20 protein-coding genes and 1 riboswitch are annotated in these 19,463 nt (G+C 65.0%); of the genes, 8 read left to right on the top strand and 12 right to left on the bottom strand.

Features of this window, described 5'->3' with window-relative positions; genetic code table 11:
- Window positions 1-122 precede the first annotated feature (122 nt).
- Window positions 123-365: a DUF2530 domain-containing protein gene (locus VIQ49_RS20020; protein ID WP_331887885.1), complete on the top strand. Its 243-nt coding sequence runs from the start codon at window positions 123-125 to the stop codon at window positions 363-365.
- Here the strand turns inward: VIQ49_RS20020 and VIQ49_RS20025 are convergent.
- From VIQ49_RS20025 to VIQ49_RS20035, 3 genes are all read right to left on the bottom strand, one after another.
- Window positions 253-945: a phosphatase PAP2 family protein gene (locus tag VIQ49_RS20025; RefSeq protein ID WP_331887887.1), complete on the bottom strand. Its 693-nt coding sequence runs from the start codon at window positions 943-945 to the stop codon at window positions 253-255. The genes VIQ49_RS20020 and VIQ49_RS20025 overlap by 113 nt on opposite strands.
- Window positions 911-3,583, bottom strand: a complete 2,673-nt coding sequence (locus VIQ49_RS20030; RefSeq protein ID WP_331887889.1) for a sacsin N-terminal ATP-binding-like domain-containing protein — start codon at window positions 3,581-3,583, stop codon at window positions 911-913. The genes VIQ49_RS20025 and VIQ49_RS20030 overlap by 35 nt, the downstream gene beginning before the upstream one ends.
- Before the next feature lie 129 nt (window positions 3,584-3,712).
- Window positions 3,713-4,504, bottom strand: a complete 792-nt coding sequence (locus VIQ49_RS20035; RefSeq protein WP_414731672.1) for a DUF3027 domain-containing protein — start codon at window positions 4,502-4,504, stop codon at window positions 3,713-3,715.
- A gap of 286 nt (window positions 4,505-4,790) precedes the next feature.
- Between VIQ49_RS20035 and VIQ49_RS20040 the strand changes: the two genes are divergently transcribed.
- Both VIQ49_RS20040 and VIQ49_RS20045 read left to right on the top strand, forming a co-directional pair.
- Entirely contained in the window at window positions 4,791-6,554 is a 1,764-nt protein-coding gene (locus VIQ49_RS20040; protein WP_331887891.1) for an MFS transporter, read from the top strand.
- Window positions 6,551-7,081 carry a DUF2771 family protein gene (locus tag VIQ49_RS20045; RefSeq protein WP_331887893.1) on the top strand — a complete coding sequence of 177 codons (531 nt, stop codon included), beginning with the start codon at window positions 6,551-6,553 and terminating at the stop codon, window positions 7,079-7,081. Before VIQ49_RS20040 ends, VIQ49_RS20045 begins: the two co-directional genes overlap by 4 nt.
- A gap of 23 nt (window positions 7,082-7,104) precedes the next feature.
- Here VIQ49_RS20045 and VIQ49_RS20050 read toward each other — a convergent pair whose 3' ends face one another.
- Window positions 7,105-7,518: a cold-shock protein gene (locus VIQ49_RS20050; RefSeq protein WP_331887929.1), complete on the bottom strand. Its 414-nt coding sequence runs from the start codon at window positions 7,516-7,518 to the stop codon at window positions 7,105-7,107.
- Window positions 7,519-7,671: 153 nt separating this feature from the next.
- Between VIQ49_RS20050 and VIQ49_RS20055 the strand changes: the two genes are divergently transcribed.
- From VIQ49_RS20055 to VIQ49_RS20075, 5 genes are all read left to right on the top strand, one after another.
- Window positions 7,672-7,923 carry a hypothetical protein gene (locus VIQ49_RS20055; protein WP_331887895.1) on the top strand — a complete coding sequence of 84 codons (252 nt, stop codon included), beginning with the start codon at window positions 7,672-7,674 and terminating at the stop codon, window positions 7,921-7,923.
- Between the two features lie 8 nt (window positions 7,924-7,931).
- Complete coding sequence (locus VIQ49_RS20060) at window positions 7,932-8,444, top strand: flavin reductase family protein (RefSeq protein ID WP_331887897.1); 513 nt, start codon at window positions 7,932-7,934, stop codon at window positions 8,442-8,444.
- Window positions 8,445-8,519: 75 nt separating this feature from the next.
- Window positions 8,520-9,611: a GTP 3',8-cyclase MoaA gene (gene moaA, locus VIQ49_RS20065; protein ID WP_414731673.1), complete on the top strand. Its 1,092-nt coding sequence runs from the start codon at window positions 8,520-8,522 to the stop codon at window positions 9,609-9,611.
- 1 nt (window position 9,612) lies between these two features.
- The gene (locus tag VIQ49_RS20070) at window positions 9,613-9,861 is read left to right on the top strand and encodes a MoaD/ThiS family protein (protein WP_331887899.1); all 249 of its coding nucleotides are present in this window, start codon (window positions 9,613-9,615) and stop codon (window positions 9,859-9,861) included.
- Between the two features lie 302 nt (window positions 9,862-10,163).
- A riboswitch (cyclic di-AMP (ydaO/yuaA leader) is annotated at window positions 10,164-10,363 on the top strand.
- Between the two features lie 7 nt (window positions 10,364-10,370).
- A complete protein-coding gene (locus tag VIQ49_RS20075) occupies window positions 10,371-10,973 on the top strand; it encodes a transglycosylase family protein (protein ID WP_331887901.1) in 603 nt (200 codons plus the stop codon).
- A 103-nt stretch (window positions 10,974-11,076) separates the two neighbouring features.
- Here the strand turns inward: VIQ49_RS20075 and VIQ49_RS20080 are convergent, their stop codons facing one another.
- The 8 genes from VIQ49_RS20080 to VIQ49_RS20115 form a co-directional block, all read right to left on the bottom strand.
- Complete coding sequence (locus VIQ49_RS20080) at window positions 11,077-11,850, bottom strand: lipase (protein WP_331887903.1); 774 nt, start codon at window positions 11,848-11,850, stop codon at window positions 11,077-11,079.
- Between the two features lie 40 nt (window positions 11,851-11,890).
- The gene (locus VIQ49_RS20085) at window positions 11,891-13,150 is read right to left on the bottom strand and encodes a lysine N(6)-hydroxylase/L-ornithine N(5)-oxygenase family protein (protein WP_331887905.1); all 1,260 of its coding nucleotides are present in this window, start codon (window positions 13,148-13,150) and stop codon (window positions 11,891-11,893) included.
- A 19-nt stretch (window positions 13,151-13,169) separates the two neighbouring features.
- Window positions 13,170-14,465: a cation:proton antiporter gene (locus VIQ49_RS20090; RefSeq protein WP_331887907.1), complete on the bottom strand. Its 1,296-nt coding sequence runs from the start codon at window positions 14,463-14,465 to the stop codon at window positions 13,170-13,172.
- 2 nt (window positions 14,466-14,467) lie between these two features.
- Window positions 14,468-15,970, bottom strand: coding sequence for a tryptophan 7-halogenase (locus tag VIQ49_RS20095; RefSeq protein ID WP_331887909.1), 1,503 nt, complete (start codon window positions 15,968-15,970; stop codon window positions 14,468-14,470).
- Complete coding sequence (locus VIQ49_RS20100) at window positions 15,967-16,248, bottom strand: phosphopantetheine-binding protein (protein ID WP_331887911.1); 282 nt, start codon at window positions 16,246-16,248, stop codon at window positions 15,967-15,969. The genes VIQ49_RS20095 and VIQ49_RS20100 overlap by 4 nt, the downstream gene beginning before the upstream one ends.
- 55 nt (window positions 16,249-16,303) lie before the next feature.
- Complete coding sequence (locus VIQ49_RS20105; RefSeq protein WP_331887913.1) at window positions 16,304-17,950, bottom strand: (2,3-dihydroxybenzoyl)adenylate synthase; 1,647 nt, start codon at window positions 17,948-17,950, stop codon at window positions 16,304-16,306.
- Window positions 17,934-18,581 (bottom strand): isochorismatase family protein, encoded by a 648-nt coding sequence (locus VIQ49_RS20110; protein WP_331887915.1) that lies wholly within the window; start codon window positions 18,579-18,581, stop codon window positions 17,934-17,936. Before VIQ49_RS20110 ends, VIQ49_RS20105 begins: the two co-directional genes overlap by 17 nt.
- Window positions 18,582-18,681: 100 nt before the next feature.
- Complete coding sequence (locus tag VIQ49_RS20115) at window positions 18,682-19,458, bottom strand: SDR family oxidoreductase (RefSeq protein WP_331887917.1); 777 nt, start codon at window positions 19,456-19,458, stop codon at window positions 18,682-18,684.
- Window positions 19,459-19,463: the final 5 nt, after the last annotated feature.

A 19,463-nucleotide genomic window follows, 5' to 3' on the forward strand; every position in this document is an offset into this window, starting at 1 on the left:
CACATTTCATTTGTTCACCTCACAATTGAGCTACCCCTAAACACCGGTTGCGCATACTCAACCCACGGGCGTCGTCGAACGATCAGACTTCACACGTGGTCAAAATCGATTATCCTGACCCGATGGCCTCAGGACTTCCCGAACTACCCGCCCGATGGACCGCACCCGGCCCGGTGATCATCGTCGGAATGACAGCCTGGCTGATCGCCACCCTCGTCGTGGCGATCTGGGACCTCGGCACCGACAACACACTCACGATTTGCCTGGTGGGGCTTGGGGTGGGTCTTTTCGGATGTTTTGTGGTGTACCTGCAGAGGCTTGCGGTGCGGAGAGGGAGTCCGGCGGCCCAACAGGGCCTGACCTGAACGTGATCCACGTCGCGGCCGCCACGAACAGCGCCCCCAGGATCCACCCGGCGATGACATCGGTCATCCAGTGCGCTCCGAGATAGACCCGGGAGACACCGATACTCAGCGCGAGGAGCGGCGCGAACACCAGAACCCACACATGCGACCGCACCCAGGGGCTCACCTGATAGAGGGCCACCGCGATCAATCCGTACACGATCGTCGAACACATGGCGTGGCCCGAGGGGAACGAGTGGCTCGACAGATCGATCAACCGCTCCGGTATGGGCGGCCGATCGCGGGAGAACAGTTCCTTGAGGGCAACCATGATGAGTGAACCCACCGCTGAGCCGAGACCGACGAACAGCACGAGCTGCCATTTTCGGGCAATCGCAAAAGCAATGACAACAACGATCACGACCAGGTACAGCGTCACCGTGTTACCCAATGTGGTGATCGCCCTCATCGCCGCTGTCCAGGCGGGTGTCCGGTGGTCCACCATCCAGTCGAGCACGTACTGATCCGGACCGAACGACGTTGCCTGGCCACTGTTCTGCGCCAGTTCAGCCGGGAATGACGCCGGACTCTGCATCAACATGTATCAACCCGCTCTCGTCACGCCACCACGGCACCCGATGCTCGGCGCTGACATCACCTCGCCGCAGTTCCACGACGAGCCCAGAGTGCACGCGAATGGGACCGGCCGGCATCTCGCGATTCTGCGACAGGGCAGATCGCAGTGCCCAGGGCTGGGCACCCCACGTCGATTCCACGCCGACGGCAACCGGTCCACCGACGAATTCCTCGGTGGCGGTCGGGATATCAAGCAGATCAGCAAGATTGGTGGCCAGGGAGAACTCACCGGGTATCACCGACACGGTCTGGGCCGGGTCCAGCGCCGCCGCCAGCCACGGTGCGTCCAGAACGACCGCGTCCGCGGCGACCGTGCCGGCCAACGTGCGAAACCCCTCGGGGGGTTCGAGGTGTTCGAGGTGGACCCGGCCGTCGCGTAGTGCACGCGCCAATTCCGTGTGGGCGGTCAACGCCACCGACGGCGTGATCTCGCGACCCGCATCTGCCAAGTGCGACAACACCATCCGAGCTTGCTCGGTGTCTTCCACATCGGCACTGCCGAGGGCCCCGGCGATGTCGTCCGCGTGCGGGTGATCGAGCGGATCGATCAGACCCGACGCGGAGATGTCGCTCGGAGCCCGCCACCCGCCCAGCCGCACCCCGTCGATCACGGCGTAGTGCCGTAGCCACCAGGCAGTGTAACCGCGCCGGTCTGCGAGCAGCGGGGCCACGTCGGGGGATGTCGCCATCAGGCTCAGCGCGCGGGGCCACCTGTCCGGATCGACGAGGTCGAGATCGCGGACGGCGACCAGGGTCTGGGGCGCGTCGACAAGCGTGGCCCACCACTGCGATTCGTCGGGCAGATCATGTTCGGGGCCGGTTGGATACTCCTCCCGGGTCAGCGTGAAGTCCCATCCGACACCGAGTGCCCGCAGGGCCGCCGCCCCGTACCGCTCCACCCAATCGGGACTGACGACACCGAATGGTGAATCCTCAACCAGCACGGCAGCCAGCGGACTGCCGGGCAGCAGGAGTTCGTCCGCCGGACGAAGATCGCCGTCGCTCGTCGGCAGGGCCAGTGAGCCCAGCCAACCCGGAACCGGTGAATCCGGTGATCCGCGAAGAAGACCCAGTACGCTCCGAGCGAGTTGTTCACTCTCCGGGTCCGACTCGACCTCGGCCTTCAGCGCCGGATCCGCCAGCATCTCCCCGACCGAGATCCGCCGGGCGCCGAGACGCTCGAGAAGTTCGTGTACCGCGTCCGGATGAACGGTCGGCAACCACGACGGTGCTGCCGTATCCGCATCATCGTCGGAGGCGTTGACGCCGTCGGAGACGTACGGCGGCAGTACCGTGCCGCGGGCTCCGGGCATCGTCCGGCCGTCGACCAGCGGCACCGGCAACGCGCCCAGTTCGTCCACCTGTCCCTGCGCCGGCATCAACAGTTCGGCGTAAAGCCTTCCCCACCAGCCTGGTTCACGCTGAAGGCCGGTGAGCCGGGCAGCGACCTGCGCAAGCCCGATCTCGCTGACCCCCACCGAGCGCAACCGACTCAGCGCCGACCGCTCGGACAGGTCCGGATGCACCAGCGTGGTGATGATCTCTCCGATCAAGGCCGCGAGCCCCGGCGTCAGATCGACCAGCACATCGGCGCGCGAGGGAATCAGATCCTCCCCATCGGCACCGGGCAGCCACCGCCCCCGAGTCAGATCCCCGATCAGCGCGGTCCGCAGACGATCGTCCTCGTGGCTGGCCGCGAAACCCGGCGACGGGATCAGCACCAGCCGTTCCGAGGGCGGCAGGTGGGCGGCGAACTCCGCGTAACCGATTGCGAGCGTGGCTATATCGGCATCTGGATGCAGGCCACGACGATCCGCCGTCAGCCTCACGTCACCGATGCAGATCGCCGGCACCGTCAGTTCGACGTCGGTCCGGGTCGGTGCCCGGAGCACACCCGGCGCCACCGCGGTGACCTGCCCGCCCCGCAGCGGGAGCAACCATCGGGTGTGTGGTGCCACGTATTCACGCCACCGCTGCGCCCCGATGGTGACGAGGTCATCGTCGCGGGTCCGGGTGAAGGTTTCCGAGCCTACCGAAATCGTCTCGATGGCAGGCAATTCCAGCAGCAGCTCCACACTCTCGACGCAGAACTCGGCGAGCATGGTCGCCGCATCGACCGCGCCATCGAGGTCGAGCACCACCTCGGTGTCGAAGCCGGCCGCTGGGAGCGCATCGATCGACCATGCCAGCCGCAGCGTCGGCACCGGATCCGCAGCGAGGTCGGTGCCTGCGAGCTGGGCCCTGGTGCGCTCGGCGGAGAATTCGATGGACCCGGTACGGGAGCGGATCTGGACGTGATCGGTGACGGCGGCCACCGCACTGAACCCGACACCGAACCGGCCGACGAGACCTTCCCCGGATTTGCTCGACGACCGCAATGCGGTCAGGGCCTGCACCCCGGAACGGTCGAGCGGGGCGCCGGTGTTCGCGACATGCAGAGCACCGTCATCGATCCATACCGCCACCCGGCCGGCGGCACCGGCTTCAGTGGCCGCATCGGCGGCGTTCGCGACGAGCTCGGTCAGCAGGCGATCGCGGTATCCGACACCGACAAGATCGGATTCAGCCGCGGTGTCCTCGTGCAACCGGGTGGGCGACGCCATCCAGGACGCCACGATCGCGTCCCGCAACCGGTCAACACCAAACGGGTCGGTAACGGTCGGGGATTCCCCGACGTCCGGGGACGCCGAGGACGAGGAGCGACGCCCGCCGGAGTGCGCCATCACGCGCGCTCAGGAGTTCGCGTGGATTTCGACCGCGCCGTCGTCGTAAGCATCGAACGCCGGGCTACCGGCACCTTCGGGGGCTTTCACATCCGAGTGGGCGCCACAGCCGTACTCGGCATGGACCACATGGCCATCAGCGGAGAACTCGTTGGCGCAGACGCCGAACGCTGCGCGCAGCGAACCCACCACCGGTAGATAGAACGCACAGGTGAGGCAATTGTGCCGAGCACTGCGAGCCATGTCGGCTGCCGGTCCGTGATCGCCGTCGACCCACCGCTGCGCGGCGTCGAGACGACCATCCCGGCTCAGCAACCGCTTGCGGCCGAGCCCGATTGCCTCGGCAACAGCTGCTTCTTCATCGACGAGATCGAAATCACCGTTGTCGACGTAACCGGGTACCAGCCGGGGGTCGTCGGCGGGTGCCGCCAGCAGATCGCCGGGATTGAGATCGCCGGGTCTGACCCGCTGATCCCACGGCACCCAATCAGGGGCTGTCAGTGCGGAAGACCCCGGGAGCAACGCCACCTCGTTGATGGTGACGTCGTCGCTGTCGGGGCAACCGGCCAGGACCACACACCACTGCCACCCGCGGTATCCGGGAACGTTGGCCTCGAAATAATGGGTCACGGTGAAGTCGGCCTCGGTCACGGCATCGAGGTGGTCCCCGATCTCCCGGTCGTCGGCGTCGATGGCATCGCGCGCCTGATCGACGGCCGAGGCCAGGAGCGACGAAACCCGTTGTTGGTCGGGCTGCGCAGCATCGGTCGCTGTTTCTGGCTGTTCAGTAACCGCGTTCACTCCTCTAGTGTGCCGTATCGCAACTCGCCCGGGGACCGAGGGTTGGTCGGTAGTCGCGACATAGGGAACAATCAGGGAAGTGAACCGAGGAAATCAACCACACGATCCTCGTGCGACCCCCTCGGACCGGGGCGGTGTTGCGCGGGGCAATGATGGTTCCCCCGGCCACGATCCCCGCCGGCGCCCGCGCCCGGCGCCCGGTGCGCATCCCGGATCCGCCAACTATCCGGCGGATGGTGGGCCCCCTCGCACCTCGCAGCCGACTCCCCCGCCCCGCGGCCCGGGGATGCAGAAGCCGCCGCCCCGGAATCCACCGCCACAGAACCAGCCCCCACAGAACTTCCCACCTCGAAACAATCCGCCCCGCAGCGGTCCACCGCCCGGCGCGTACCCACCGCCCGGCGCGTACCCACCGCCGGGTGCGCCCGGCCGCCAGGACACCCGGGCCCAGACATCGCAGAACCGGCATCTGCCACCTCTGGACGAGACCGACTACCACCGCGACGACAACACCCGCGCCATGCCGCGCAAGCTCACCGTCACCCGGGTTGCCGCACTGCGCGGGCGCGAGCTGACCGCGAAGGGGCTCGGGAAGATCCATCAGGCGGCCACCGCGGACGGCGCCGATCGATCCGGCCTGACGGCGTTGACCTATCCCACGGTTGTGAACTTCGCAACCGACGCCGCGATGACGATCGCGTTGGCCAACACGCTGTTCTTCGCCGCGGCAAGTGCCGAATCCAAGGGCAAGGTCGGCCTGTACCTCGCGTTGACCATCGCCCCGTTTGCCATCATCGCGCCGCTCATCGGACCACTGCTCGACAAACTGCAACGCGGCCGCCGAATCGCGATGGCCGGCACGTTCGTCGGGCGAACGATCCTGGCTCTGCTCGTCATCGCCAACTCCGGTTGGGACGCCGGGTCGAGCCAACTGACCTATGACCCGTGGGTGCTGTACCCGTGCGCTCTCGGAATGTTGGTGCTGTCCAAGTCCTTTGGCGTTCTCAAATCCGCGGTGACCCCGCGGGTGCTGCCACCGTCCATCGACCTGCCACGGGTGAACTCTCGTCTGACGACCTTCGGTCTGGTCGGAGGCACCATCGTCGGAGGCGGTGTCGCCGCCGTCTTCGAGATGCTGCTCGGCAAATTCCTTCCGATGCACGTTCCGGGCGCGATGGTGTGGATGACGGTCATCACCGTCGTCGGCGCCGTCCTGTGTATGCGGATACCGTCGTGGGTCGAGGTCACCGAAGGCGAGGTGCCGACGACGCTGACGTATCACGGCGAACCGGCCCGTACCCAGATGCCACCGCCCGACGACGCCAAGAAATCGACCGTCAAGGCCCTGACGGCAAGCATTCGGCAACCGTTGGGCCGCAACGTCCTGACCGGGTTGTGGGGCAACGGGACCATCCGTATCCTGACCGGATTCCTGACCCTGTTCATCGCCTTCTATGCAAAATCACAGCAGGGCGGCGGCAGCGGCTGGGCCCAGGTGGCGCTGCTCGGCGCCGTCGGTGCCGCAGCCGGTATCGGCAACTTCATCGGCAATGCCACCGGAACCCGACTCGAACTGAAGAACCCCCAGCGCGTCGTTGTCATGGTCACCGGTGCCTGCGCCGGATTCTCCCTGCTGTCCGCGATCTTCGGAAACCTCATCTTCGTCACGATCACCGCCCTGGTCGCCTCCGGCACCAGTGCGATCGGCAAGGTGTGTCTGGACTCGTCCATCCAGGACGATCTCCCCGACGAGTCCCGCGCTTCGGCATTCGGCCGCTCCGAAACGGTCCTTCAGATGGGCTGGGTCTTCGGCGCGTCGCTCGGCGTCCTGATGCCGACCAATCTGACCATCGGATTCGGTGTTGTCACCGGTATTTTGGTTCTCGGCTTCGCCCAGACATTCGTCACCAATCGAGGATCGACCCTGGTACCCGGATTCGGCGGCAAACGACCTGACATGACGATGCCGACCGGCGCAATCCACGTCGATCCCACCGTGCGGGAGTCGTGGAACAAGAACACACGGAAAAAGGGTGCTCGCGAAGAATGAGTTTGTCGACCGGCGAAAAGAAGTTCGTCATCATCACGGCGATCGTGGCCGTCCTCTTTGTGGCCGTCGTCGGTGGCACCGTTGCCGCGCTGACCGTCGGTCACGAAAGCAAAGACGTCCCGTACCTGCAGGTGGCCAGCGGCGACAAACTCGCGCGTGTGGAACCCCTGAAATACTGCACCATCAACCTGACCAGCTGCGAAGGCTCTCTCGACAACCCGTCGTCACGTGTCCCGGTCGCCATCGGTGACAGTGCCATGGTCTCGGTGTCGGAAGAACTCTCGGTCGGTCCCTGGAACCTGATCGCGATCTATCTGACCGAGAACGGTCTGGAAGGATCTGCGACGACCTACTCCAGCGGATCCAAGCGGACCATCACCCTGCCGTCCACCAAGGACCGGATGCTGGCCGGTTTCGAGGTCCAGCAACCATCCCAGATCGAGGTTCAGGGCGAGGGTTTCATCCAGCGCGGGTTGTGGAGTGTGGACACCCGTCCCGACGGCGTGGAGGTTCCGGCCTCCGGGTAGGTCGATCCCACCCGGAGGGTCGGTCAGGATTCCAGTTCGCGGGCCACAGCCCGGACAACCTCTGAAATACGTTGCGAGGTCTTGCGATCGGGGTAGCGCCCCTTGCGCAGATCCGGCTGGACCTTGCCCTCGAGCAGCGTGATCAGGTCGGCGACCATGCCGTGGAGTTCGTCGGGGGTGTGCCGCTTGGGCTGCTCTTTCCGGGCTTCCCGGGTGTTCTTGGCGATACTCGGCGCCGGGTCGAGGATCTTGACGGTCAGGGCCTGCGGACCACGGCGACCCGCGGCCATGCCGAACTCGACCTTCTGGCCGGGCTTGAGTGCCTCGGTTCCAGCGGGGAGCGCTGACGAACGTACGTATACGTCTTCGCCATCATCTTGCGAGAGAAAGCCGAAGCCCTTCTCCGCGTCGTACCACTTCACCTTGCCGGTAGGCACTGCGCTCACCCTCATCTGTTTGCATCGACCAAAACGAAAGCGCCCGCTGTGACGGATCGGTCCAGCAGACGCGTTCGTCAGTCTAGCGCTTCGGTCATACCGCTGACACCGGGGCTTTTTCGGGCCGAGCGGCACTGCACTACCGTTGATCACATGCGCAAAGGCGAAGGCACCCTGCTACTACAGGTCGCGGTGGGATTGTTTGTGATCGGGATCATAGCCCTGATCGCGCTGTTCCTCGCCGAACCGATCACCGGCGAGACCGCGCCTCTCTTTGTCTATCTGCTGATCATGTGTGCACCTCTGGGCTTTTTGTGCGGGCTGATTTTTGCCCTGCGATCAGGGCGCCGGGCGCGACGCGACGTCCATGGAACCGGCGGCGACGACACCGCGCCGATAAGGTGACGCTCGAGATGAACCATCACATTGACGGAGCCCTGACACCGACCAGCGATGGTTCGGCCCTGCGGCGTGCCTACAGTTGTTTTCCCACCGGCGTGGTCGCCGTATGCCACCAGAACGGCGGCGATCCGATCGGCATCGCGGCAAGCTCGTTTGCCACCGTGTCCCTCGATCCGCCTCTGGTCTCGCTCTGCGTGCAGAACGAGTCGACCACGTGGCCCAAACTGCATTCGGCGCCCGTTCTCGGGGTATCGGTGTTCGCACACGATCAGGACGCGGAGTGCAAGCAGCTCGCAGGCCCGGCCGAGGAGCGTTTCACCGGGCTCGATCTCGAAACCAGCAGCGACGGCGCGTTGTTCATCGGCGGCGCGGTCGCTCAGCTCGCCTGCGAGATCTACAACGAGATCCCGGCGGGCGACCACAGCCTCGTGCTGCTCAAAGTGCTGGCCCTGCGTGCCGACACCGATCACGAGCCACTGGTGTTCCACGCCAGCACCTTCCGTGCACTGCAACGTCGCGCCTGACTTTTTCACCTCGGGACGCTCAGCTCGAGCTACTCGGGTCACCGCGACCCGGCGATGAACCGTAGGCTGGAGACTGTGACAGCCATCGCACTCGGCATGCCCACCGGCCCCAAAGGGCGACCGGAGACGAACACCGATGCCGCCATGCCCACATCCGGGCCGATGATCGACACCTTCGGACGGGCGGTACGCGACCTCCGGGTATCGGTGACCGACCGGTGCAACCTGCGGTGCACCTACTGCATGCCCGCCGAAGGCCTCGACTGGCTCGACCGGTCAGAGGTGCTCACCGCCGCGGAGATCGTCCGGCTGGTCGGAATCTCGGTGCGCGAGCTCGGCGTCCGCGCGGTGCGTTTCACCGGGGGCGAACCGTTGCTGCGCAAGGATCTGACCGAGATCATCAGTGCTGTCGCCGCTTTGGATCCCCGACCCGAGATCGCTCTGACCACCAACGCCCTGGGCCTCGCCCGCAGCGCCGAGGCGCTCGCCGAAGCCGGACTCGATCGGGTCAACGTCTCCCTCGACACGGTGAACGCGGCACATTTCGCCGCCATCACCCGGCGTGATCGACTGCCCGACGTGCTGGCCGGACTGTCTGCGGCCCGTGCGGCCGGCCTGCGGCCCGTCAAGGTGAACGCCGTGCTCGATCCGGACTCCGGACTGTCTGACGCCACCGAACTCCTGCGGTTCTGTTTGGCCGAAGGGTACGAACTGCGGATCATCGAACAAATGCCACTCGATGCCGAGCATCACTGGTCCCGGACCAAGATGATCACCGCCGATCAGATCCTCGAAACGCTGCGCGCTGAGTTCGATCTGCGGCCCGACCCCGCACCCCGTGGCGCGGCACCGGCCCAACGGTGGCTTGTGGACGGCTACCGCACACCCGAGGGCGAGCCGGCCCGCGTCGGCATCATCGCCTCGGTGACGCGACCGTTCTGCGGCGACTGCGACCGCACCCGTCTGACTGCCGACGGGCAGCTCCGCAATTGCCTGTTCGCCGCCTCGGAGACCGACATCCGAACTTTACTACGATCAACTTCGCATTCAGATCAGGACATCGCCTTGCGCTGGCGGCAGGCGACCTGGAGCAAGCTCCCCGGCCACGGCGTCAACGAACCCGGGTTCCTCCAGCCCTCGCGGCCGATGTCGGCGATCGGGGGCTGAGGTGGAGATCTGCGTGCGATTCTTCGCCGCGGCGCAAGCGGCCGCCGGCGTCGAGCAGATGGTGATTCACCTCACTGACAAAGCGACGCTGGCCGATCTGGAAAATGAATTGAGTCAATCGAATCCGCGATTGGCTGAAGTGTTGCAACGATGCTCATACCTGCATGAATCGATCGCGGTCCGAGACCGGTCCCGCGAGCTCTCCGGCGGCGACGTCGTCGACGTTCTCCCGCCGTTCGCCGGCGGTTGATCCCCCGGATCACCGTCCGCAATGCTGGTCAAATGACCCACTTTGATCGATCATCCCTTCGAATGACGCTGTGATGTTACTCACATAACGTTTGGATCACGGAACGGACACAGGACGACACTCATAGCGATGAGCAGCAGAAATGCCAAATCGGGGCAAAAGCTTGCTCAGGACACGCAGTTGGGGCGTCTACCGCAGGTGTGTGCTCAGCGTGGATTTGCACGTACCGTCTGACTCGGTCGAACTCATCGGCCACATTGCAACTGAATATTCCCGGATCGCCGCGCCCAACCTCGTCCCGCGTTCCGGAAACTCCAAACGTATTTCAGGGACGAGGGCGGGGGACCCAAACATCTCCTGGAGATCACCGGATTCCCGCGGTCGATGGCGGTCAACGCCTGCGACCGAGGAAGTCCTTGGGGTGTAGTTCCGCCCAGCGGAACCGAGCAACCTCTCGCTCGAACCCGACAGCTGACTTCGTAGGCGCGTGGAGAGAGGAAGTAAACCTTATGTCCGGACGTCATCGTCAGTCGACCACCACTGGTCGCACCTTCGCCAAAATCGCTCTCACCTCTGCCGTCATCGGCGGCGGCGCCGGCCTCGCCTTTGCGGGCGGCGGCAACGCCGGAGCAGCCACCGACGCCGAGTGGGACCAGGTCGCACAGTGCGAGTCGGGTGGCAACTGGGCCATCAACACCGGCAACGGCTACCAGGGCGGCCTGCAGTTCTCCCCGAGCACCTGGACCGGCCACGGCGGCGGCGAGTTCGCCCCGTCCGCAGACCAGGCCACCAAGGAGCAGCAGATCGCTGTTGCCGAGCGTGTTCTCGCCTCGCAGGGCAAGGGCGCATGGCCCAGCTGTGGCACCGGCCTGAGCGGCGCCACCCAGCGTGAGGCCCCGGCTCCGTCCGCAGCCCCGAGCCTGGAGATCCCGGCCGTGCCCGAGCTCCCGAACCTGGCCCAGGCAACCGACGACGCCGTCAACCAGATCAAGGCCTCGATCGCCGATCCCGCGCTCCACGATCTCCTCGATCAGGCGAACGCACAGGGCGACCTGACCGCTGATCAGCTCGCGCTGTTCAACCAGTACAAGGGTTACCTCCCCGCTTCCTGATCAACGATCGGGAGCCACCAGACGAAGGACCCCACACGCGACGCAAAGTCCGTGTGGGGTCCTTTTCCAAATTTGTGGCGGTTTGCGGCCGCCACCGCCCCTGCTAACCCGTCGTCGGCGCCGGGAACAACGTCTTGTCCAGGGTGATGGCACCGTCCGCCTCGTCGACGAATTCGCCCGCGCACTCTCCGGACAGGGCTCCGGACACCGCATCGATCACCCGGGCGTCGGCAGGTTCGACAGCATGGACGAGGTCCTTGATCGGTGCGAGCCGGCACTGCCCGCCGTCGAGACGCCCATCGGCCAGTTCCTCGTCGCTGCGGATCGACACGTAGCCGGTGTCGCCCGGGGTGTCGTCCCCGGCGTTGAGGTCGGCGATGAACGGGGTGATGGGACATCCGTCGAAACCGAAGCCAGGCAGTTGCACACAACCGCCCGGGGAGCCGTACTGGGGTGTCCCGATCGCGATGTAGGTATCGACGATGTCGGAGCCGCCCAGCGTCTTGAGATAGCTGCGCGATGACAGCCCACCGTAGCTGTGGGCCACGATCGCCAGGGATTCCACCTCGACACCCGCGGTGGCCCGGTCTACCGCGTCGGCGATCTCAGATGAGTCGGCGATCAGATCCAGCCCGTTGACGCCAACCGGGTGTACCACGTAGCCCTCCCCCGCCAGTTGTGCTGCCATGTCATCGAATTGATCGAGACTGGACGTACCCGGAGACGGTTGCTGTCCCGGGATCAACATGACGATGCGCTGACCGGGCTGCGCGGGTTCTGACGCTGAATCCGCTGCCGCCGCAGGAGCTGTCACGGCCAGGAAGGTCCCGAGCGCCACCGCCACGGACACACAAGCAAGGTAACCCTTAGTTTTCATGCCCACAGAGTAGCCACTCCACGTGTGGAACTGTCAACGTCTACCGCGACGCCGAGAGCGATTCCACGAGTTCGCCGGAGCGGATCGCCAGGTTCGACAGCAACGTCGAGGTGAGGCCGTGAGTGTGCTCGGTGTTGCCCTGAAGGTAGATCGCGCCGGTGACCCGATCGCTCGTCTGCACGCGGTAGTCCCGCGACACCAGCGGACGGCCCTGATCATCGGCTTCGCATTCCTCGCTCAGCGGCCCGAGCAGATCTACGAGGCCGGTGGGGCGGAATCCGGTGGCGAAGATGATTGCGTCGCAATCGATGTCCTCGAACACCTGACTCGGCCGGTGACAGATCCGCACCGAGACGCCCGAATCGGAGTCGAGAATCTTGCTGACCTCGGAGGCACCCCGGACGAACAGCCGCCGGCTGCCGCTGACCCGTTCCTGGTACTCCCGCCGATACAGTTCCTCGATCAACGGAAGGTCGACGGCGGAGTAGTTGGTTCCCCGGTGGTAGTCGAGAAGTTGTTGCCGGAGGTCGGTCGAGGACCGGTGGAAGTCGACCACCGCTTCCGGATCGAAGATGCGATTGGCGTACGGGCTGTCATCGGCCGGGGTGTAGCCGTACTTGCCGAAGACGGCATGGATCTCGGACCGCGGGTATGTGTCGTGTAGGTGCGCGGTGACCTCTGCGGCGCTCTGTCCGGCGCCGACGACCACAAACCTGTGGTGCCTCTGCTCAGGCAGGGCGTGCAGGTGGTCGAGCAGCCGGTGGTTGTGGAACACGCGGTCACTGCGCTCCACGCCGACGGGCAGGTTGGCGGTGAATCCCGCGGCGACAACAAGATTCCGTCCCCGGACGGGCGATCTCCCGGCGACCTGCACCTCGAAGAACTCACCGTCCCAGCTCACCCCGCACGCCTCCGTGCCGTAGAGAACGTCGGCGGCGACCTTGTCGGCCGCCCATTCCAGGTAGTCGTGGAACTCGACCCGGGACGGGAAGAAACTCTGGTGATTGATGAAGTGGGACAACCTGTCCCGCTGCGAAAGGTAGTTGAGGAAGGAGTACTCGCTGCACGCGTTGCGCTGCGTGACGAGGTCCTTGAGGAACGAGATCTGCATCGTCGTGCCGGGCAGCAACATTCCGCGGTGCCAACCGAAACGAGTCTGCTTCTCCACGAAGCGAGCCACGATCCGTCGCTCTGGATCCACCGATCGATTGTGTTCTTCGATCGCGATCGCCAACGCGAGGTTGGATGGGCCGAAACCCACGCCGACCACGTCCACGGCCGAACCATCCCTGATGGTCATGTGAATCCCCTCCTCGTATTCACGCGGTGCGCAATTTCTCGCGCACCACCTCTTCGTCCGAATGGTCAACCCGGGCCATCGCAAGTTTCAGCAACGGCGGGGCCATCACCGACGTCACTATGGCCACCAGCACCACGATCGTGTAGGTCGCGGTGGTGAGTACGCCGATCCGCAGACCGACCATGGCGATGATGATCTCGACGGCGCCCCGGGCGTTGAGTCCGGCGCCGAGCGCAACTGCTTCCCACCGTGGTTGACGGACGATGCGGGCGCCGACATAAGCGCCGATGAACTTTCCGACAACGGCCAGGAGGAGAATCACCACCGCCGCCACGAGGACGTCGGTGTGCGCCAGTTCTGTCAGATCTACCCGCAACCCCGCGGTGGCGAGGAAGATCGGCGCCAGGATCGTGACCGTGACGGTCCGCAGCGGCGCCAGCAACTCGGGTTTGCGTTGTCCGACGATCAGGCCGGCGAGGAAGGCACCCAGGATGGCCTCCAAGTGCATGGCCTGCGTGGCACCTGCACACGCGAAGATCACCACCGCCACGACCACCGGAAGGTGGCTTCGCTGCTCGGATGCCTCGAACTTGTCGAAAAGCCTGTGCGCCACCGGACGAAGCACACACACCGCGACCACAACCGCGCCGAGGGTCGCGGCGACCGCTTGGGCCACCTCACCCGTCCGGACACCGGCTGTCGCCATCGACGACGTGATCGCCAGCAGAATCCAGCCCAGCGCGTCGTCGACGGTGCCCGACGCCAGGATCACCTGACCGAGGTTGCGGTGCAACAGCTTCATCTCGGTCAGGATCTTTGCGATCACCGGTATCGCGCTGACGGACAGTGCGGTACCGAGGAAGAGCGCGAACACCGTCGGCGAGGTGCCCTCCCCGATCAGGCTCGGGGGCATCAGCAGGCCGGCACCCACGCCCAACCCGAGTGGGACCAGGAATGCGAACGCGCTGACCGACGTGACCACCGCGGCCTTTCGCCGGATGAACGCCGTGTCGAGTTCGGTGGCGGCCAGGCCCACCAGCAGGATGACCCCGAACATCCCCACCGCATCGAGGAGGTTCTGCTGGCCGGCGTCGGCCGGGAACAACCATGCCTGCAGGTCTGGAAGGCCGAGACCGAGTATCGACGGCCCCAGCACCACACCCGCAAGCAACTCTCCGACAATCGTGGGCAATCCCACTTTCCTTGCCGCCCAGCCCATCACGACGGCAACGGCAAGCAGACACGCCAACTGCAACAGCAGCACCAGGAGGGCGTGCTGGTCGATGAAAGGCGCAGGCGCCGAGGCGATCGGCATGGTCAGGCGATGACCGGTGCCGGTTCTGCCCAGGCCAGACCATCAGCCGAAGGGACCAGACCGCCGTCGAGAAGCGGCGGCTCGATCAATCCGCCGGCGCCGCGAGCCTGGAAGGCATTCATCTCCTCCATGACGTCACGCACGACGGGTGTGTTGAACATGTGCTTCATCCGCTGCCCCGAGTCGGTGTCCATTCCACCGGTCTTCTCGGCGGCCTCGGTCAAGGCCTGGGTCGACGCGCTGAACTTCGCGATGACTGCGTCCGGGTCGGTCAGTGCGTCCTCTTGCGAGAATCCACCGGCGACCAGTGAGACGAAGGCGGCCATGTCGTCACGATCGAAGTTGGTGACCTTACGGGCTTTCCAGAAGTACGAATCCTCGCTCTGTTCCATGTCATAGAACGCTGAGAGGAACTCGTAGAAGACCGCGTACTCACGGCGGTAGCGGCCCTCGAACTCTCCGAACGCGCGTTCCTCGGAGAGTTCGCCGCGCAGCACACTGTTGATCGACCGTGCGGCGAGCACAGCCGAGTACGTCGCGAGGTGCACCCCGGTCGAGAATACCGGGTCGATGAAGCATGCGGCATCGCCGACCAGGACCATGCCGTTGCCCCAGAAGCGCGTGTTCGCGTAGGAGTAATCCTGCCGAACCCGAACCTCTCCATAGGTGCCCTCGGTGACGCGGGTGGCGTCACTGAGCATGTCCTTCACGATGGTGCAGCGATCGATGAATCCGTGCAGGGATGCTTCGGTGTCCCCCAATGCCTTCGCCGCATGGCTTTTCGCGATCACCGCTCCGACGCTGGTCAGTGTGTCCGAGAGCGGGATGTACCACATCCAGCCCTCGTCGAAGGCCGCGCAGAGGATGTTCCCGGTGTCAGGTGCGTCAAATCGCTTGCCGCCCTCGAAATACCCAAAGATCGCCACGTTCTGGAAGTGCTCCGAGTAGACCCGGTCGGCACCGGCATGGCGGGACAGGCGTGTCTTGTTGCCTGATGCGTCGACCACGAACTTGGCGGTGATCTCGTGCTCGCCACCATCGGCATCGACGTACTGCACGCGGTCCACGCGCCCGTCGGCGTTCTTCGCAACTCCGGTCACCCGCGAACGCTGTCGGACATCGACACCGCATTCGGCGGAGTGTTCGAGCAGGATGTTGTCGAACTTCATCCGCTCCACCTGGTACGCGTACGAGGCGTCGCCGGCGAACTCCGGCGAAATCGCGAACAGGAAGTTCCACGGCACCGGGTTCTTACCCCACCGAAAGCTTCCGCCGCGCTTGTGCATGAACCCGGCCTCGTGCAGCTTCTTGTCGACGCCGAGCAGGCGGCACACGCCGTGAATCGTTGACGGCAACAGTGATTCGCCGATCTGGTACCGCGGGAACTGCTCCTGCTCGAGTTGGATCACCCGACTGCCGCTCTTGGCCAGCAAGGTGGCCGCCGACGAGCCTCCGGGGCCGCCACCGACAACAACAACGTCCACTTCTTCGCGTACCACCGTCATCGGTTGGCTCCTCTGTCCTGTTCTTCCCCAACGTTTTCCGGCCCGACCGCCACCGCGTCGAGCCATACCCCGACCACCGGTTCGGAGGCCAGATTCACAAAATCGGCCCCGGGCGATCCGGCTGCGCGCCACTTCTCGACCAGCGACATCAGACGAATCGAATCGAGCCCGGCGTCAAGCAGATTCGTCTCGACGGTCAGCTCTTCCGGTGCCACCTCGAGCAGACCGGCGATGTCGGCGACGATCTGTTCCCTCGACAGTGCGGCGGTAACACTCACTTCACTCACCCTCGTTCATTTCTGTTGTTGGTCCTTCGCATACGTCGACGGTTCGTCATCGAACCGCCTGCGGTGGCGCGCTCCGTTGGTCGTTCTTCGATATCTTGCCCACCGATGTCCGTGGGAACTCGGTGACGAACTCGACGACGTCTGGGATCTTGTAGGCGGCGAGGCCCCGTTCCCGCAGAAATCGCCGGATCGCCAGTGCCCCGGGCGGATCGGCCAGGTATTCGGCCCTCAGCACGACGTACGCCTTGGTGCGCTCGCCGAGGTGCTCATCCGGTATGCCGACAACCGATGCGTCATGCACTCGCTCGTGCGCGAGGAGATGGTTCTCGACCTCTTCGGGTGCGACCTTCTCGCCGCCGCGGTTGATCTGATCCTTCGCCCGGCCGACCACTGTGAGGTAGCCGCGCTCGTCGCTCGTCACGATGTCACCGGTGCGGTAGAAGCCGTCAGCAGTAAAGGATTTCGCGTTGTGCTCGGGAGCGCGGTAATAACCGCGGATCGTGTATGGACCTCGGGTCAACAGATGACCGGCCGAGCCCGATGGAACATCCCGGTCGTTGTCATCGACCACGCGCACCTCGTCGGCCGGCGAGATCGGACGCCCCTGGGTGGTGGTGACGGTGGTGGTGTCGTCATCGAGGCGGGTGTAGTTCACCAGACCCTCCGCCATCCCGAACACCTGCTGCAGCCGGGCGCCGAGGTCTGTTGCGACTCGCTGCGCAGCACTCTGGCTGAACTTGGCCCCGCCGACCTGAATCGTGTCCAGGCTCGACAGGTCACGGGTGTCACGCAAGGAAGAGTTCATCCAGGCCAGTGCCACCGGCGGGACGACCGAGACCATTGTGACCCTGTGTTTCTCGATCAAGGCGAATGCGGTGTCGGGGCTGGGGTTCGGTGCCAGCACCACGGTCGCGCCGACGTGGAGTGCGCCGAGGATCCCCGGCGAACTCATCGTGAAATTGTGGGACACCGGCAGTACCACCAGCAGCACCGTGTCGGAGGTGACTCCGCAAATGTTGTTGCTCTCACGCACCGAATACAGGTAGTCGTCGTGGGTGCGTGGGATCAGTTTCGAACGACCCGTTGTCCCACCTGAAAGCTGCAGGAACGCAACGTCCGACGGCAATGCGTCGCACCGGTATGGTCCGCGGGTCGGCGACGGCGGCACCTCGGCCGCCAGTGGCAGCACCACGGTGAGCAGTCCGTCGAACTCGCTTCTCATCTCGGCGGCAAGACGCCCATAGTCGAAGCCGGCCGCCTCGTCGACGGTCACATACGCTGTGGCGTCGGCGAATTCGATGAAGTAACGGATCTCGCTGGCGCGGTGGGCCGGTAGCGCGAAGATCGGCAATGCCCCGAACGCGAACAGCGCAAAGGTGGTCTCGACGAACTCGACGACGTTCGGGAAATGGACAACCACCCGATCGCCTCGCCCGATTCCCATCGTGGACAACGAGTCCGCGCTTGCCAGGGCGTGATTCCGCAGATCGCGGTACGACAGCGTCCTGCGCTCATCACACACGGCAATGGCGTCGGGATTCCGGGCCACCGAAGCCTCGAACGCGCTCCAGTGGGTTTCACCGGTCCAGTATCCGAGTTCACGGTAGGAACGCGCCACATCGGCCGGGTACGGCACCACGCCGTCCAGTTCGAGGGGCGCGACGGCGGCGCTTTTCTCAGGCCGCGGCGGCATGGCGAAAGATCTGCGTCACATCATCGGTGGTGGTGACCACGGCACATCGCTTGGCAACGTAACCCAGCGCCATCTCGTGCTCGTCCCGGCTGAAGTCGGCGGTTGCGTCCGCGATGAAGAACGGCTGGATGTCGGTCATGAACGCCTCGGCCGCCGAGAGCATGCAGCCCATGTGCGCGTAGACCCCGGTCACCAGCAGCTGATCGCGTCCGTGGTGTGCCAGCAGCGCCCGCAGATCTGTGCGCTGAAACGCCGAGTATCGCCATTTGGTCACCTGGATGTCCGACTCGACCGGCGCCAGTTCGGACACCACCTCGGTATCGCGCCCCACGGTCAATCCCGGCCCCCACAGATCGGCCAGCAGTCCCCGGCGCGACGGATGCTGATCACCCGGTTGCATCGTGAAGATCACCGGGATGTTGAGCCGGCTGCACCACTGCCTGATCAGAGCGATGTTCGGCAGGACGGTTGCCATCGGTTCGGCGTCGACCTGGTATGCGTCGATGAAGTAGTTCTGCATGTCGTGAATGAGCAGTGCCGCACGCTCGGGAACCAGTTCCCAGGGGGCCTTGTTCTCCGGGATCGTCGACAGAGTCGGTAGGTCGTATGGGTCTATCGCCGGAATCGCCACGGATGGCCCTTCACTTTCTGCACCTTGTCACTGAAAAAATCGCCCCGGGAAGTTAGTTTAGGCACAACTAACTAATTTTCATATCTGGAACCCTGATCGGTTATTGGTCAAGTGTCGCTCCCCCATCGACGCGCAGGTCGTGCAAGGTGATGTGCTGCGCGGCAGTCGACGCGAGAAACACAGCGCACCCTGCGACATCGTCGGCGGCCGCGAGCCTGCCGAGCGGAATTCCGAGGCGAAAACTCTCCGGTGCCCCGGCGATCGTCGCAGCCGTCCCATTCCCGTCATCCCACATCCCACGAAGCATCGTGGTGTCGGTCGAACCCGGCGAGATCACGTTGCAGCGGATCCCGAGCGGCGCCAACTCCAGTCCGAGTGACCGGACGAACGCCGTCGCCGCGGCCTTGGATGCCGCGTACGCCGCCATCCCCGCCCGAGGTGTTGCCCCGGCGTTGGACGAGACCACCGTGATCGATGCGGGTCCCCGCAGGACGCGCGCCGCCGCCCTGGTCACAACCATCGTTCCGGTCGCATTGACGGTCAGCACCCGGGCCCAGTCGGAATCGGTCAGCTCCGACACCGGGCCGGTCGCCAAGACGCCGGCTGCATGAACCACGGCATCCACGCGACCGTGGATCCGCTGCGCCTGCTCGAAGACGTCCGAAACGGCGTCCGGATCGGTGACGTCGGCCGGGATGAACGTATTCGCGAAATCCCGGGGCGGATCCGTCGACTGCGGATCCAGATCGGTCAGTACCACGTGCGCGCCGGCCCGCGCGAACGCACGAGCCGTCGCCGATCCGATTCCGCCGGCGGCACCGGTGATCACGACGGTTGTGCCACTGACACCCGGAACAGCGATCTCAGGTTCTTTCATCTCGG

Origin of the sequence: Williamsia sp. (assembly GCF_036566845.1) — a bacterium.
Lineage (GTDB): Bacteria > Actinomycetota > Actinomycetes > Mycobacteriales > Mycobacteriaceae > Williamsia.

Excerpts from the sequence above, each read along its gene's own strand:
- VIQ49_RS20115 (WP_331887917.1), bottom strand. The coding sequence starts at position 19,458 with ATGAAAGAACCTGAGATCGCTGTTCCGGGTGTCAGTGGCACAACCGTC.
- VIQ49_RS20060 (WP_331887897.1), top strand. The coding sequence starts at position 7,932 with ATGAACCATCACATTGACGGAGCCCTGACACCGACCAGCGATGGTTCG.
- VIQ49_RS20075 (WP_331887901.1), top strand. The coding sequence starts at position 10,371 with ATGTCCGGACGTCATCGTCAGTCGACCACCACTGGTCGCACCTTCGCC.
- VIQ49_RS20045 (WP_331887893.1), top strand. The coding sequence starts at position 6,551 with ATGAGTTTGTCGACCGGCGAAAAGAAGTTCGTCATCATCACGGCGATC.
- VIQ49_RS20090 (WP_331887907.1), bottom strand. The coding sequence starts at position 14,465 with ATGCCGATCGCCTCGGCGCCTGCGCCTTTCATCGACCAGCACGCCCTC.
- VIQ49_RS20105 (WP_331887913.1), bottom strand. The coding sequence starts at position 17,950 with ATGCCGCCGCGGCCTGAGAAAAGCGCCGCCGTCGCGCCCCTCGAACTG.
- VIQ49_RS20055 (WP_331887895.1), top strand. The coding sequence starts at position 7,672 with ATGCGCAAAGGCGAAGGCACCCTGCTACTACAGGTCGCGGTGGGATTG.
- VIQ49_RS20085 (WP_331887905.1), bottom strand. The coding sequence starts at position 13,150 with ATGACCATCAGGGATGGTTCGGCCGTGGACGTGGTCGGCGTGGGTTTC.
- VIQ49_RS20095 (WP_331887909.1), bottom strand. The coding sequence starts at position 15,970 with ATGACGGTGGTACGCGAAGAAGTGGACGTTGTTGTTGTCGGTGGCGGC.
- VIQ49_RS20020 (WP_331887885.1), top strand. The coding sequence starts at position 123 with ATGGCCTCAGGACTTCCCGAACTACCCGCCCGATGGACCGCACCCGGC.
- VIQ49_RS20040 (WP_331887891.1), top strand. The coding sequence starts at position 4,791 with ATGCAGAAGCCGCCGCCCCGGAATCCACCGCCACAGAACCAGCCCCCA.
- VIQ49_RS20025 (WP_331887887.1), bottom strand. The coding sequence starts at position 945 with ATGTTGATGCAGAGTCCGGCGTCATTCCCGGCTGAACTGGCGCAGAAC.
- VIQ49_RS20030 (WP_331887889.1), bottom strand. The coding sequence starts at position 3,583 with ATGGCGTCGCCCACCCGGTTGCACGAGGACACCGCGGCTGAATCCGAT.
- VIQ49_RS20080 (WP_331887903.1), bottom strand. The coding sequence starts at position 11,850 with ATGAAAACTAAGGGTTACCTTGCTTGTGTGTCCGTGGCGGTGGCGCTC.